At 60.8% G+C, this 14,846-nt stretch carries 10 protein-coding genes; 4 read left to right on the forward strand and 6 right to left on the reverse strand.

All coding sequences use genetic code 11. The features are described from left to right. The 4 genes from AC3ZVB_RS27495 to AC3ZVB_RS27510 all read right to left on the reverse strand — a co-directional run. On the reverse strand, positions 1-167 hold a 167-nt coding region (locus tag AC3ZVB_RS27495; protein WP_490148323.1), incomplete at its 3' end, for a hypothetical protein. A 9-nt stretch (positions 168-176) separates the two neighbouring features. Then, positions 177-560, reverse strand: coding sequence for a glycine cleavage system protein GcvH (gene gcvH / locus AC3ZVB_RS27500; protein ID WP_490148299.1), 384 nt, complete (start codon positions 558-560; stop codon positions 177-179). 398 nt (positions 561-958) lie between these two features. Further along, positions 959-2,467 (reverse strand): sigma-54-dependent transcriptional regulator, encoded by a 1,509-nt coding sequence (locus AC3ZVB_RS27505; protein WP_490148300.1) that lies wholly within the window; start codon positions 2,465-2,467, stop codon positions 959-961. Between the two features lie 69 nt (positions 2,468-2,536). Next, positions 2,537-3,451, reverse strand: a complete 915-nt coding sequence (locus AC3ZVB_RS27510) for a LysR family transcriptional regulator (RefSeq protein WP_162441160.1) — start codon at positions 3,449-3,451, stop codon at positions 2,537-2,539. A gap of 152 nt (positions 3,452-3,603) precedes the next feature. Here AC3ZVB_RS27510 and speB point away from each other — a divergent pair, with 152 nt between their 5' ends. The 4 genes from speB (at position 3,604) to betA (ending at position 9,661) form a co-directional block, all read left to right on the forward strand. Further along, positions 3,604-4,605, forward strand: coding sequence for an agmatinase (gene speB, locus AC3ZVB_RS27515; RefSeq protein WP_428270604.1), 1,002 nt, complete (start codon positions 3,604-3,606; stop codon positions 4,603-4,605). A 55-nt stretch (positions 4,606-4,660) separates the two neighbouring features. Next, a complete protein-coding gene (locus tag AC3ZVB_RS27520; RefSeq protein ID WP_490148301.1) occupies positions 4,661-6,172 on the forward strand; it encodes an aldehyde dehydrogenase family protein in 1,512 nt (503 codons plus the stop codon). 226 nt (positions 6,173-6,398) lie between these two features. Beyond that, positions 6,399-7,976: a purine-cytosine permease family protein gene (locus AC3ZVB_RS27525; RefSeq protein ID WP_194693629.1), complete on the forward strand. Its 1,578-nt coding sequence runs from the start codon at positions 6,399-6,401 to the stop codon at positions 7,974-7,976. Continuing rightward, positions 7,973-9,661 carry a choline dehydrogenase gene (betA, locus tag AC3ZVB_RS27530; RefSeq protein WP_490148302.1) on the forward strand — a complete coding sequence of 563 codons (1,689 nt, stop codon included), beginning with the start codon at positions 7,973-7,975 and terminating at the stop codon, positions 9,659-9,661. The genes AC3ZVB_RS27525 and betA overlap by 4 nt, the downstream gene beginning before the upstream one ends. A gap of 48 nt (positions 9,662-9,709) precedes the next feature. Here betA and AC3ZVB_RS27535 read toward each other — a convergent pair whose 3' ends face one another. After that, the gene (locus AC3ZVB_RS27535; RefSeq protein ID WP_490148303.1) at positions 9,710-10,180 is read right to left on the reverse strand and encodes a hypothetical protein; all 471 of its coding nucleotides are present in this window, start codon (positions 10,178-10,180) and stop codon (positions 9,710-9,712) included. A 247-nt stretch (positions 10,181-10,427) separates the two neighbouring features. Beyond that, positions 10,428-14,807, reverse strand: a complete 4,380-nt coding sequence (locus AC3ZVB_RS27540; protein WP_490148304.1) for a response regulator — start codon at positions 14,805-14,807, stop codon at positions 10,428-10,430. Between the last annotated feature and the right edge of the window lie 39 nt (positions 14,808-14,846).

Below are 14,846 nucleotides of genomic sequence, written 5' to 3' on the forward strand. Positions count from 1 at the left end.
TCCATGCCCAGGACGCTGGTGCCTTTGATGCTTTCCGGAATGACGCTGGCGCTCAGGGCTTCCAGGGAATCAAAGCCGAGGCTGTTGAGCATGGCCTGCTCATCGCCGGAACGCGGGCCGATGTGGCGGGCGATGAATTCGTTATGGGTGTCGAGGAAAGTGGTCATGGGCAGCCCTCACGCGTCGGTCTGGTCTTGGATCAGACGGTCGTAGGCGGTCTGATCCAGCAGTTGGCCGACAGCGGCAGCGTCAGCGGGTTTGAAACGGAAGAACCAGCCTTCGCCCAGCGGATCTTCGTTGACCAGATCCGGACTGTTGTCCAACACCGAATTCACTTCCAGCACCTCGCCGTCCAGCGGCATGCTGATGCTGCTGGCGGCTTTCACCGATTCCACCACCGACACTTCAGCACCGGCGTTGAAGCTTCCCAAATCAGGCACTTGAACAAACACCACATCCCCCAGCGCCTGTTGCGCAAACGCGGTGATGCCCACGGTGACGCTGCCGTCAGCTTCGGTGCGCAGCCATTCGTGTTCGACGGTAAAACGCAATTCGCTCATATCAACTCCTCATTGTTCTGACTCAACCGCTACAGGTGGCGGATGACGATTCGGCGGGCTCGTGTCGGGAAGCGAGCTTGGCTGGAGGAGAGATAGCAAGGGCGGTGCCAAGGTTAATAAGTTGTTTTAAATCAGTGGTTTAATGTTTTTATATGCAAGATGAGGTGTGTCTGGAGTATTGAAATCAATACAGGCAGTCGAGTGGAGGAGGTTGAAGCCCGGTCCAGACAGCTTGAGAGCGTCTCGTCTTGATTTCGATACGGTATATCGATTTGTATACGGTCTTGTAGGAGCTGCCGCAGGCTGCGATCTTTTGATCTTGAGTTTCCATGGGCCACCGAAGATCAAGATCAAAAGATCGCAGCCTTCGGCAGCTCCTACAGGGGATCGCGCAGGTATCAAGATTTGTTGGATATGCCGTACTTGCGCAGTCGAATGGCAATCGCACTGTGGGAGGTTTGCAACCGCGCCGCGAGCAGTCGGCTGGACGGATAACTTTGGTAAAGCTGTTCCAGCAAATTCCTTTCAAACCCTTCGACAGCCTCTTCCAGGCTGCCCACCTCGCCATCGTTCTTGCGCTCTACCGCCGTGCGCGCAATGTCGAGATCGTCGATGTCCACCAGCGGGTTTTCGCAAATCGCCGCCGCGCGAAAGATCACGTTCTGCAATTGCCGTACGTTACCCGGCCAGCGGTTGCCGAGCAGGGCGGGAAAGGTGCTGGGCGCCAGGCGGCAGACCGGGCGCTGGATCTGCGCGCAGGCCTGCTGCATGAAGTGCTGGGCCATCAACAGGATGTCGTGGCCACGTTCGCGCAGCGGCGGTACTTGCAGGTTGAGCACATTGAGGCGGTAGAACAGGTCTTCGCGAAAGTGCCCTTCGCTGACCATTTTTTCCAGGTCGCGGTGGGTCGCACTGAGGATCCGCACGTTGACCTTGACCTCACGATCGCCACCGACGCGACGAAAGCAGCCATCGCTGAGGAAACGCAGCAACTTGGCTTGCAGATACGGCGACATTTCGCCGACTTCGTCGAGAAATACCGTGCCCTGGTCGGCCAGTTCCAGCAGCCCGAGCTTGCCGCCCCGTTGCGCCCCGGTGAACGCGCCGGGGGCGTACCCGAACAGCTCGCTTTCGGCCAGGCTCTCGGGCAGCGCCGCGCAGTTGAGGGCCAGGAACGGCTTCTCATGCCGCCCGCTGATCGCGTGGCAGGCGCGGGCCACCAATTCCTTGCCGGTGCCGGTTTCACCCTGGATCAACAGCGGCGCATCGAGGGCCGCCACCCGTTGCGCGCGGGCCTTGAGCGAGCGGATCGGCAGTGAGTCACCGAGCAGCGCATCGAAACCTTCGGCGTGATCATGGTGCAGCGCCGACAGGCGTTCGCCGATGCGGTTGGGTTGATAGAGGGTGAGCAGGGCGCCGGCGTCGGTGATCGGCATGGCATCGAGCAGCAGGGTGTGGCCGCCGAGGCTGACCTCATGCATCGGCAGACGGAAATGGTGGGCGATCAAGGTGCGTTGCAATTCGGCATCGTCGAACAGCGCGCTCAGCGATTCACCGGCCGGTTCGCGACCGCACAAAGCGATCAACGCTGGATTGGCCAGCAGCACGTGACCGCGATCATCCACCGCCAGCACCGGGTCGGAGCTGGCGGCGAGCAGGGCATCCAGTTGCAGGCGCCGACGTTGCCCCGGAAGGATGTCGACCATGGTCACCGCCTGCACGCCGCGTACGCCGAACAGGGCCTCGCGCAACTCCTCCAGCACTTCGGTGCCGAGGGTCGGGGCATCGATGTAGACGTTCGGCGGCACCATCTCCACGGCATCAAGGTTGAAGCTGCGCCCGCCGAGCAGGGCCAGCACTTCCTGGGTGATGCCGACGCGGTCGATGAAGGTGACGTGGATGCGCATGACGGACCTGCAAGATTGGCAAACGAAAATCAGTATGCCGGGGCGAATTTGAATTTGGCGAGCGTCACGTCATCCGTTAGCCGTTTTGCGTGCACTGGCCGCCAGGTCCTCGAGGAACGCCTGGAGGATCGGCGGCGGTGCCACGCCGCGCCGGGTGATCACGTCGAAGGGAGATCGCAAGCGCAGACTCTCCGGGGCCAACTGGTGCATCTCGCCACTCTTGACCCATTGGGCGGCGAAGTGCTCCGGCAGGAAACCCAGGTAGGCGCCGGAAATGATCAGGATCGCCGTGGCTTCGATGTTGTCCACGGTGGCGGCCGCTTTGCTCACGCCCAGGTGTTCGAGGTCGTATTGCTGCATGTAGCCGCGCACGACGATGCGCCCGGCCGCGACTTCTTCGAGCAGTTCCTCGCCCTCAGCCTTGCTCCCGTATAGCGGATGCCGGCGCCCGCAATACAGCCCCAGTGCTTCCTGATACAACGGCGATTGCAGCAGGCCCGGCACATGGATCGGAAAGTGCCCGATGGCCAGGTGCAAGCGGCCGTCGAGCACCCGTTCCTCCAGTTCGGCGGGGGTGCCGACGTACACGTTCAGGTGCACATCGTGCCCGCGCGATACGAAGCGTTGGGTGGTGCGCGGAATGGGCGAATCCGGGTCGGTGATGGTGGTGTCGATGATGCCCAGGTTGAGCTTGCCGCTGATGTGCTGCTTGAGCACGTCGGCGTCCATGCAGAAATTTTCCACCGCCGACAGCAGGCGCTGGGTGGCCTCGTGAATCGCCACCCCTTGCTCGGTCAGGCGGAAACCGCTGCGCCCGCGCTGGCAGAGTTTGACCCCAAGGCGCGTTTCCAGATGGGTCATCTGTTCGCTGATGGTCGACTGCCCGGCATTCAACGCCGCCTGGGCGGCCGAGAAGCCGCCGCAGCGGACAATGGTGGCAAACACCCTGAGCAACTTCAGATCGACATCGTGCAGTTGAATCACGTTGACCTCCGGCCTGTGGATGCATCGGTAATGCCGATATGAGTATCTGATGTTTGGCATTTTTTCCACGAAAACCTGCGCCCATAGTCTCTTTCAACGGCGGTCGCCTTGCAGTTCCGCCAAGCCGATAACAAGAAGTGGAGAGGCTAGAAATGTCGAACAACGGTTATGAATCCGGTCGTCTGAACCTGCCATTTGTGGGTCATTGCACCTTTGGCAAATCCCCGGTGTGCACCGATTGGGATGCCCTGGATGCCGACGTCGCGGTGCTTGGCGTGCCCAACGACATGGGTACCCAGTGGCGCTCCGGGGCACGCTTCGGACCACGCGGTATTCGCGAAGCATCGACGCTGTTTTCCTTCGGCCACGCCGGCGCCTATGACCACGAAGATGACGTGATGTACCTCACCGCCTCGGACGTGCGCATGGTCGACGTCGGTGATGCCGATATCGTCCACACCGACATGGTTACCAGTAACAAGAACACCGAATACGCCGTGCGCAAAATCCTCGATGCCGGCGTAATGCCGGTGGTGCTCGGCGGCGATCACTCGGTTCACGCGCCGGTGATCAAGGCCTTCGAAGGCCGTGGCCCGATCCACATCATCCACTTCGATGCGCACCTGGATTTCGTCGACGAGCGCCACGGCGTGCGTTACGGCCACGGCAACCCGCTGCGTCGCGCCTCGGAAATGAACCACATCGTCGGCATGACCCAGATGGGCATCCGCAACGTCTCGTCGTCCAACCGCGACGACTACGAAGCGGCCCATGAAGCTGGCTCGAAAATCCTCTCGGTACGTGACGTTCGCCGCCTCGGCGTCGAGGGTGTGCTGGCGCTGATCCCGCAGAACATCAACTACTACATCACCATCGACATCGACGGTTTCGACCCGTCCATCGCCCCCGGCACCGGCACCCCGAGCCACGGCGGCTTCCTCTACTACGAAGTGCTGGAAATCATCCAGGCCCTGGCGAAACGCAGCAAAGGCAACATCGTCGGCATGGACCTGGTGGAAGTGGCACCGGTCTACGACCCGACCGGCATGACCTCGATCCTCGCGGCGCAACTGCTGCTCAACAGTATCGGTTTCATCTTCCACGAGCGGGGCAAGGTGCGGGCGGCCGCCGCCAGCGAAACCACGCCAGCCTGATCATCGAAACCACAGCGTCCCGGCAGGACCTGACTGCCGGGCAGAGAGCATAAATATGGACACGATCGTCAAGAGTTACCTGCAGAAATTCGGCGTCAGCGAAGCCACCCAGACCTTCCTCAGCAAGGTGCAGAAGATGTTCATCGGCGGTGCCTGGGTCGAAGCCAGCGACGGCCAGACTTCCGACGTCATCGAGCCGTCGACAGAAGGCCTGATCACCCGTATTCCGATGGGCACTACCGTTGACCTGGACCGCGCCGTGCAAGCTGCCCGTGCGCAGTTCGACGGTGGCGCATGGAGCCAGGCCAAACCGGCGCAGCGCGAACGCCTGATCCAGCGTTTGGCGGATTTGATCGAACAGAACGCCGCCGAACTGGCGGAAATCGAATCGATCGACATGGGCAAGTCGGTCGCCTTCGCCAAAGACGTCGACATCCAGGGCACCGTCGATACCCTGCGCTATTTCGCCGGTTGGGCGACCAAGCTCCACGGGCGTACGGTCGAGCCGTCGCTGCCGGGCAATTACCTGGCCTATACCCGCAAGGAAGCGGTGGGTGTGGTCGGTGCCATCGTGCCGTGGAACTTCCCGCTGCAAACCATGGCCTGGAAACTCGGCGCGGCGCTGGCCACCGGTTGCACCGTGGTGGTCAAACCCGCCGAACTGACCTCACTGTCGGCCCTGCGTTTCGCAGAGCTGGTGCAAGAAGCGGGCATTCCGGACGGCGTGATCAACATCGTCACCGGACGCGGCAGCGTGGTTGGCGCGGCCATGGCCACCCACCCCGGCATCGACAAACTGACCTTCACCGGTTCGACCCCGGTGGGCATTACCGTTGGCCGGGCGGCGCTGGACGAGATGAAGCGCCTGACCCTCGAACTCGGCGGAAAATCACCGGTCATCGTGTTTGCCGATGCCGACATTCCGGCGGCGGCACAAGCGGTCGCCAACGGGGTGTTTTTCAACTCCGGTCAGGTATGCGACGCCGGCACGCGGGCCTATATTCATAGCAGCGTCTACGAGCAATTCCTGAGTGAGCTTATCGCCTACACACGCACCCTGAAAATGGCCCCGGGCCTGGACCCGGACTGCTTCATCGGCCCACTGGTGTCGGCCCTGCAAAAGCAGCGCGTGACCGAGTACATCGAGACGGGCAAGGCCGAAGGCGCAGAACTGGTCTACGGCGGCCAAGCCGTCGATGGCCCTGGTTTCTTCGTCGAACCGACCATCTTTGCCCACTGCCGCAACGACATGCGCATCGTCCAGGAGGAGATCTTCGGTCCGGTGCTGGTGACCGCGCCGTTCGATGATGAGGAAGAGGCGCTGGCCCTGGCCAATGATTCGCTCTATGGCCTGGCAGCCGCCCTGTACTCCAATGACCTGGGCAAGGTGCACAGCCTGATTCCACGGCTCAAGGCCGGCTCTGTCTACGTCAATGCCCACGGCACACTCGATCCGTCGATGCCGTTCGGTGGCTACAAGCAGTCCGGCTTCGGCAAGGACCTGGGCGCCGAGCAGCTTGATTACCTGCTTGAAACCAAGGCCGTGTGGATCACGTTGCCAGGCTGACACCTGCCCTTTGTAGGAGCGAGCTCGCTCGCGAAGGACGTTAACGATAACGCGAGCATTCAGGATAAATGCGGCGCCCTTGAGTTCATCGCGAGCAAGCTCGCTCCTACAGGTTTTCGTCATTTATACGTTTGAACATCAGGAACGGCATGGAGGCCCCCCGGGCGTCGTTCACCCGAAAGAATGCGGTTATCTCGTCATGATCTTCCAACAATAAGAGTCCATCATGAACACAAACGCCAAGTCCGCCACGAGTGTGTCCTCCCTCGATGACAAATCCGTCGTCGAGGGGCATTCGATTGACTTCATCCCCGAGGACGAACGCACCGACAAATTGTCGAGCCAGGGTCCGTTCTGGTTTCTCGGCAACTTCACCTTCTTCACCATGACCATCGGCTTCGTCGGCCCGAGCGTCGGCCTGACCGCGCTCTGGACCACGCTCGCCGGCACCCTGGGCATCATGTTCGGTACGCTGTTCATGGCGTTTCACGGTTCGCAAGGCCCGCACCTTGGCTTGCCGCAGATGATCCAGTCCCGTGCGCAGTTCGGTTACCGCGGCGTGATTCTGGTGCTGCTGGCGACGCTGTTTGTGTTCGCCGGCTTCAACATCGTCAACCTGGTGCTGATGATGCAGGGCCTGCACACGCTGTTTGGTTTCAACCCTGCCGTGATCGCGGTGGCGGTGACCCTACCGGCGGCGGTGTTGGCCATCCTCGGCCATGACTGGATGCATCGCAGTTTCAAATGGGCGTTGTACCTGTCGCTGCCGTTGTACGGCCTGGTGACGCTGGCGGTGGTGATGGGCTGGGTGCCGGATGCGGTGCTGCCGGCACTGGCGCCAGGCGAGGTCGCGCGGGCGCCGCTGGGCTTCAACTGGACCGGTTTTATCGCGCAGTTCGCGGCGGCGGCGAGCTACAACATCGCCTATGCCCCGTACGTGTCGGACTACTCGCGTTACCTGCCGAAGAACACCTCCAGCGGCAAGCTGATCGCCGTGGTGTTTCTCGGCGCTTCGCTGTCCGGTGCCTGGATGATTTCCGTCGGCGGCTGGCTGGCCGATCACCTGCACTCAACCGATGTGCTGGTGGCCCTGGGTCAAGTCGGCAACACCGTGTCGCCGCTAATCGGCACCGCGGTGGTGGTGGTGACCATCCTGGCGTTCCTGCCGGTGATCGCGATGAACATCTACAGCGCCAAGCTGACCACCCTGACCTGTGTCGATTCGATCAAGCACATCGAGCCGACCCGCAAGGCGCGGATCCTCGCCATCGCGTTCGTGATCCTGCTGCAACTGGGCGTGGCCCTGAGCATCCAGAGTTCCGGCAAAGGCCTGTCGGTGCTCGGCATCTACCTGGTGGTGATGCTGTACTTCCTGGTGCCCTGGACCTCGGTCAACCTCACCGACTACTTCTTTGTGCGCAAGGGCCGCTACGCCATCCCGCACTTCTTCATGCCCCACGGCAACATCTACGGCAGCTGGGGCCTGCGCGGTATCGCCGCCTACGCCATCGGCTTCATCTCGATGATCCCGTTCTTCTACATCTACGACGGCGTCGAGCAGCGCGAAGTGTATGTAGGCCCGCTGGCCAAGGCGCTGGGCAGCATCGACATCGCCTGGCTGGTGGGGCTGATTGTCTCGGGCCTGGCGTACTACTGGCTGAGCCGTTCGATTGATCTGAAACGCGAAGAAGCGGTGATCCAGCAGATCGAAAAACACTCCCCGCAATACACCACCGGCGACACCCTGACGCACAAGCAAGCGCTGCCGGTATTCACTGAATCGACGGTCGGGAGATCATCATGACCACGCAAAAATACGACTACATCATCATTGGCGCAGGCTCGGCAGGTTGTGTGTTGGCCAACCGCTTGAGCGAAGACCCGGCCACCTCGGTGCTGGTCCTGGAATTCGGCGGCAGCGACAAGAGTGTGGTGATCCAGATGCCCAGCGCATTCTCGATTCCGATGAACACCAAAAAGTACAACTGGCGCTACGAAACCGAGCCGGAAACCTACCTCAACGGCCGGCGCATTCACTGCCCACGGGGCAAGGTGCTGGGTGGTTCGTCATCGATCAATGGCCTGGTGTACATCCGCGGCCACGCGCTGGATTTCGACGAGTGGGAATCCCTCGGCGCCCAGGGCTGGGGCTACAAGAATTGCCTGCCGTACTTCAAGCGTGCCGAAAGCTACGAGTCCGGCGGCGACAGCTATCGCGGGCAGACCGGGCCGCTGCATACCACCAACGGCAACAACATGAAAAACCCGCTGTACGGGGCCTGGGTCGAAGCGGGGGCCGAGGCGGGTTACATCAAGACCGAAGACTGCAACGGCTACATGCAGGAAGGTTTCGGGGCGATGCACATGACCGTGAAGAACGGTGTGCGCTGTTCCACGGCCAACGCTTATTTGCGTCCAGCCATGGGCCGTTCGAACCTGACCGTGATCACCCACGCGATGACCCGCCAGGTCATCCTCGAAGGCAAGCGCGCAGTGGGGGTCCTGTATGACCACGGTGGCCAGACCCATCAGGTGCATTGCAACCGCGAAGTGCTGATCTCGTCAGGGCCGATCGGTTCGCCGCACTTGCTGCAACGCTCCGGCATCGGCCCGGCCGCGGTCCTGCGCAAGGCCGGGATCGGCGTGCGCCATGACCTGCCGGGGGTAGGGGAGAACCTGCAGGATCACGCCGAGGTGTACATCCAGTTCGGCTGCAAGGAACCGGTGACCCTCAACAGCAAGATGGACCCGTTGAGCAAACTGATGATCGGCTTGCGCTGGCTGCTGTTCAAGGATGGCCTGGGCGCCACCAACCACTTCGAGGCCGGTGGTTTCATCCGCTCCGAAAAGGGCCTGCGCTGGCCGGACATTCAGTTCCACTTCCTGCCGGCAGCGATGCGCTACGACGGCAACAAGCCGATCAAGGGCCACGGTTTCATGGTGCTGACAGGCCCGAACAAACCGAAAAGCCGGGGGTATGTACGGGTGCGTTCGGCCGATCCGTATGAGCATCCGGAAATCCGCTTCAACTACCTGGAGCGCGAAGAGGACCGCGAAGGTTTCCGCCGCTGCATTCGCCTGACCCGGGAGATCATCGGCCAGCAAGCCATGGACCGTTTCCGCGACGGCGAAATCGCCCCCGGAGCCCTGGTGACCAGTGACGAAGACCTCGATGCCTTTGTCCGTGACAACCTCGAAAGCACCTACCATCCGTGTGGCTCGTGCCGCATGGGCGAGGACGACATGGCGGTGGTGGATTCCGAGTTGCGGGTGCATGGCATCCAGGGGTTGCGGGTGATCGACTCGTCCGTGTTTCCGACCGAACCGAATGGCAACCTCAATGCGCCGACCATCATGCTCGCCGAGCGGGCTTCGGATCTGGTGCGCGGGGTGAATATGTTGCCGGCGGCAGATGTGCCGGTGGGGCTGGTGGAGAACTGGGAAAACAGTCAGCGCACGTCATTGCCGGGGCGTAACGTGCGGGTTTGAGTGAGTGATCGTTCCCATGCCCCGCGTGGGAACGATACTGAAAAAAGCTTACCGACCGCTCGCCAAGGGCGGTCGGGTTTCGACCTGTTCGAGGCTTACACGGTAGGTGGTGTAAGTGTCGCCGTCCTTCAGGTAGAGATTGCTCCGGTAAGTGCTGACCGCGCCTTTGAGTTTGATGTGCAGGCCGTTGGCGACGGGTTGGATGACCACGTCTTTCAAGTCGGTGTCAGAGACCAGGAAGGGCGGCGTCTTGCCCAGGAGCACCTTCATCGATTCGTCAGTCGATTCACGGTGATCCATATAGAACTTTAGCGATTTGGGGTCTGATCGGTCCCTGGCCTCCTCGACGATATAAAGCCACTCCCCAGGTATGAAGTTTTGCTTGTGGACTATTTTCGGAGGAAGCTCCGGTTTGTGCACGTAGCCATAGATAAGCCCCCCCACAAAGCAGAGCGTGAAGATAATTGCGAAGTACTTTTTAAGCCTGAGCTTAAGGGCTGGCCATTCGATTTTATTCATAGACTTCAACTTTGGGCGTCAATGGTTGTCGTGATAAGCGCCCAGCGTGGCGCAGTGGCGACATTTGAACAGTCAGGCAGCAGAGCCATGATCCTTGTTCAAGGCAGTGTTGAGAGCATGCCACTGCGCACCGTTCTCCAGTCCGGTTGAGTCCTGAACGGCGCGCAGGCACACGATGCAGTCATTGCGGGCTATACATTAACGGTCAAAGAGGTGATTTGCTGGAAAAGCCACCTCCTTACACCACTCATTTCTCCTGCAGAAGCTTCAAGGCACGATCAAAGTCGAACAGTTCTACCTGCGCCGCGACCAGTGCCAGACGTTCTGCCAACGCCCGCTCGAGTGGCAGGTTGCGCAGTCCTGCAAGCGCGTCCAAAGCTGCCGTGTCACCTTCGTCCAACAGATCTTTGAGCCTGTTCATTTGCTCTCTGATTGCCGGGTCGTCCAGCAGGTAATCATCTGTGGCGGCCGGCGTATCTGCCTTGAGGCAGGCCAAAGCCGCTAAGGTCGGGAGCAAGAGATGGTCGACTTGCAACGCCAGCACTTGCACTGCCGTAGCCGGCTCGCCGTCCTGGCAGGCCTGTTCCAGCAAAGCGCAGGCCTGCGCCACGGCCTTGGCGCCGATGTTGCCGGCGCTGCCGCGCAAGCTGTGCGCCAGCCGTCTGGCGGCACCAGGATCCGGATCGATGAGTGCGGCCTGGAATTGCTCAGCAAAGTCTGTCTGAGTATCGCGAAACTTGCGGAGCAGACGTAAGTAGAGATCCCTGCGCCCCATGCAGGTGGCGAGACCCGCAGCCAGGTCAATGCCCTCAAGACGATCTGGAAACCCATCGACGAAACCTGCGTTCAACGGTGCTTGAGCGGCTCGTGGCTTGATCCATTTTGCCATGGTGGCGAACATGGTTTCGACATTGAGTGGCTTGGAGATATGGTCGTTCATGCCGCATTCGAGCGCGCGCGCGCGGTCACCATCCATAGCGTTAGCGGTCATGGCGATCACTGGCAGCGTGCTGAAGCGCGGTTGCTGGCGAATCTGCCGGGTGGCCGTGTAGCCATCCATCACCGGCATCTGGCAATCCATCAGCACGCCATCGAAGTCGCCATCCTCGGCGAGGATATCCAAAGCCTCCTGGCCGTGCGTAGCGAGTCGCAAGCGTATCCCGACACTTTCCAGCAGCTCGCTGGCCAGTTCCTGATTCAGCTCGTTATCTTCGACGAGAAGCAGCCGCGCTCCATTGAGACTGGCTACGGTAAAGGCATTCTGCTGGAAGCGTTCGCCAGCCCGAGTATCGCTGTTCGTGTCTCTGCCCAGCACTACGCCGATGGCTTCGAGTAAAGAGGACGGCGTGACAGGTTTGGTCAGTACCACCGGCAACTGGATGCCCTGGCGTTCGGCTTCTTCGCGGGCTTCTTCGCGGCCAAAAGCGGTCACCATGATGACCGATGGAGTGCGCATCAAACTGGCGGAATGCATTCTGCTCACGGCTTCCATGCCATCCATGCCGGGCATCCGCCAGTCCATCAAGACCAGATCGTATGGCAATGACTTGTGCTCGGCGTCGGCCAACATGTGCAGCGCCAGACTACCGCTGCGCGCGACATCCACTTCCAGGCCAAAGCTGCGCGCCATGCTCGAGAGGATTTCACGGGCGCTGGCGTTGTCGTCCACGACCAGTACCCGCATGCCCAGCAGTTCGTTGGCCTTGAACATCCGACGCGGCTGAACCTCGTGCTGCACGTTCAGCTGTACCTGGAAATGGAACGTCGAGCCGACTCCTGGCTCGCTCTCAACCCATATTCGGCCGGCCATCAGCTCCACCAGCTTCTTCGAGATAGACAACCCCAACCCGGTGCCACCGTATTTGCGGGTGATCGAGCTGTCCGCCTGGCTGAATGACTGAAACAGGCGTGAACACTGCTCGACGGTCATGCCGATGCCTGTGTCGCGCACCCAGAAATGCAGTTGCACACTGTCCGTGTGCGCCCCCACTTCCTCCACACCAACCACGATCTCGCCGTGCTCGGTGAATTTGGCTGCGTTGTTGCCCAGGTTGATCAGCACTTGCCCCAGCCGAAGGGGATCGCCCAGCAGCGCCGTGGGCAAGTCGGGCGTGATCTGGAACAACAACTCCAGGCCTTTGCCTTCGGTCTTCAGACCAATCATGGAGGTGAAGCTGTCGAGTACGTCCTCCAAGCGGAAAGGCACTTGTTCGAGGCTCATTTTGCCGGCCTCGATCTTGGAAAAATCGAGGATGTCGTTGATGATTCCCAGCAGGTTCTCAGCTGATCGGTGCACCTTTTCAATGTAATTGCGCTGGCGTTTATCCAGTTCGGTACGCAGCGCCAGGTGGCTCATGCCGATGATGGCGTTCATCGGTGTTCGGATCTCATGGCTCATGTTGGCGAGGAACTCGCTCTTGGCCAGCGTGGCCTCTTCGGCCGCAGCCCTTGCCTCAGCCAGTGCGGTGACGTCGATATTGATGCCGGTTGCGCGCAATGGCTTACCGTCAGGGGTGCGTGAGAAGCGATTCAGCGACCGGAACGTGCGCACCTGCCCATCGTTTTGACGCACGATGCGGAAGTCGAACTCGACGCGATCATCGTCACTCTGAACGGCGCTCTCGAAGGTGCTGCTGACCCGTGCCACGTCCGCGGGATGCACCAGCGCCTTCCAGTGCGCCAACGTGCCGCCGAATCCGCCAGGCTCAAGCCCGAACAGTGTTTCTAGCTGTGGTGTCCAATAGTTTGTGCCGCTGACCAGATCAACATCGAACAGACCGATGTCACCGGACTCCTGCGCCAGATTCAGGCGATCGCTGGCAGTGCGCAGCCTGGCTTCCATCGCCCTGCGCTCACTGACATCGCGCACCGAGGCGCACACACAGACCCCACGACCCTCCAGGCGGGGCAGGTGGGAAAGGCCGATTTCCACCGAGAACAGGCTGCCGTCTTTGCGTACGCCGCTCAGATCATCCAGATCGCCGCCCATCTGCCGGGTTCCGCCGCTGGCAATGAACCCGTCGCGTAACCTGACATGCCGCTCGCGGGTAGCCTGCGGTACCAGACGCTCAATGCTGGCGCCAATCAGCTCGCCCGGTGCGTAGCCAAACAAGGTGTCCATTTGCGGGTTGGTCATCAGGATGCGGCCGTCGGCTCCCAGCACTAGCATGCCGTCCGGCGCTGCCTCGATGATGCCACGGTACCAGGCCTCGGTGGCGCGCAGTGCGGCCTGCTGGGTCTCCAACTCGCTGGCCTGGAGTTCCAGTTGCAAGGTTTGCGCGCCCATTTCGTCTGCCTGACGTCGAGTCTCCAGGAGCAGCGCCTGGGCTGCCTCACTGCGTTCCATAATGGCCATGGCACCGGCCAGCCTGGGCAGGACCTCTTGCAGCAGCAGCGCTTCGTTCTCTTCCAGCTGGCGAAAACCGGCCATTTCCATAACCCCGAGCAGGCGTTCGCCACGCAACACGGGCTGAACCAAAAGGACGCTGGCGGGGGCTGTGCCCAATGGCGTGCGTACATGCCAAAACGGTTCTGGAAGATCATGAAGCTGGCGGGGTTGGTGATCCAGTGCGCACTGGCCAAGCAACCCTTCACCGAGATCGAGTTCAGCGGGTAGAGGGTGAACACTGTCCACCGCATAACCGCCAACCAGTTGCAGGCGTTCCGCGCCTTCATAGAGAACGTAAAGCGCTCCCTGGCACATGCCCAACCGCGGCGCGATGTAGCTGAAAAAAGCCTGGGCCAATTGCTGCGGCGTCTCCGCCTGTTGCAGATCCACTTGCAGGAGTGAGGTGTGGTTTTTGATCCAGCGCTGGCGCTCAAGCTGACAAGCCTCCAGCTGCAGCGTGGCGATGGCACGCGCCAGGTCGCCGGTTTCGTTGCGAAGATCGGTGTGAGGGATCCGACCGTCCAGCTTGCCGGACGCCAATTCGTCCACCGCCACGCGGACGCGATTCAACGGCACGCGAATGGAATAACTGACCAGCCAGGTCAACAGCAAGGCTAGCGTGGAACCGCCCAGCAGCAAGATGTAGGTGATCGTAGTGCTGCGCTCTGCGTACTCAGCCAGGTTCTTCGCCGTATCGTGGATGTCGGCTTCCTTGTTGTTCTCGATCTGGGTGAGCAGCCCGTCGCCTCCCTGTTCCAGCGCAAGAAAATCGTTACTGTTGAGCAACATCAAGGCCCGCCCCAGTGAGCCCTTGCCCGCCAATTCCAGAGCCTCACCGCCATCTTTTTGCAGACGCTGTAATACCACTTCGAATTCCAGCAGGCTGCTGACGCTGCTCTGCCTGCGCAGTGTTGGACGAACCTGCTCCAGCGCTTCATGGAGTCGCTGCTGGGCGACATCCATCTGGGCTCTGGCGCTGATACGGATGTCCGCGTTGTTGGTCGCGATTGCACGTTGCATGGCGAGCAACAGATGCGGCAACTGCACCCGAACCTCCTGCACATGCTGGATACCCACCAGGTCCTGTTGATACAACTGCTGCATTTCATTTCTGAGCGAATACTGGGTGCGCAGGCTTTGCACGCCCAGTATCAGGATCAATATCAGCAGCGCAGCGAAGCCGATGATCAATTTACTGCGCAAAGACAGGCGCTCGAGCATCTCGAACAGTCTGTTCATAAACGGCCTCTTTCAGCTGGATGTGCAGAGTGATGCGCG

The sequence above is a fragment of the Pseudomonas sp. MDV22-iso1 genome, assembly GCF_058145095.1.

Coding starts and splice junctions, on each gene's coding strand:
- betA (WP_490148302.1), top strand. CDS start 7,973: ATGACCACGCAAAAATACGACTACATCATCATTGGCGCAGGCTCGGCA.
- AC3ZVB_RS27535 (WP_490148303.1), bottom strand. CDS start 10,180: ATGAATAAAATCGAATGGCCAGCCCTTAAGCTCAGGCTTAAAAAGTAC.
- AC3ZVB_RS27540 (WP_490148304.1), bottom strand. CDS start 14,807: ATGAACAGACTGTTCGAGATGCTCGAGCGCCTGTCTTTGCGCAGTAAA.
- gcvH (WP_490148299.1), bottom strand. CDS start 560: ATGAGCGAATTGCGTTTTACCGTCGAACACGAATGGCTGCGCACCGAA.
- speB (WP_428270604.1), top strand. CDS start 3,604: ATGTCGAACAACGGTTATGAATCCGGTCGTCTGAACCTGCCATTTGTG.
- AC3ZVB_RS27520 (WP_490148301.1), top strand. CDS start 4,661: ATGGACACGATCGTCAAGAGTTACCTGCAGAAATTCGGCGTCAGCGAA.
- AC3ZVB_RS27505 (WP_490148300.1), bottom strand. CDS start 2,467: ATGCGCATCCACGTCACCTTCATCGACCGCGTCGGCATCACCCAGGAA.
- AC3ZVB_RS27525 (WP_194693629.1), top strand. CDS start 6,399: ATGAACACAAACGCCAAGTCCGCCACGAGTGTGTCCTCCCTCGATGAC.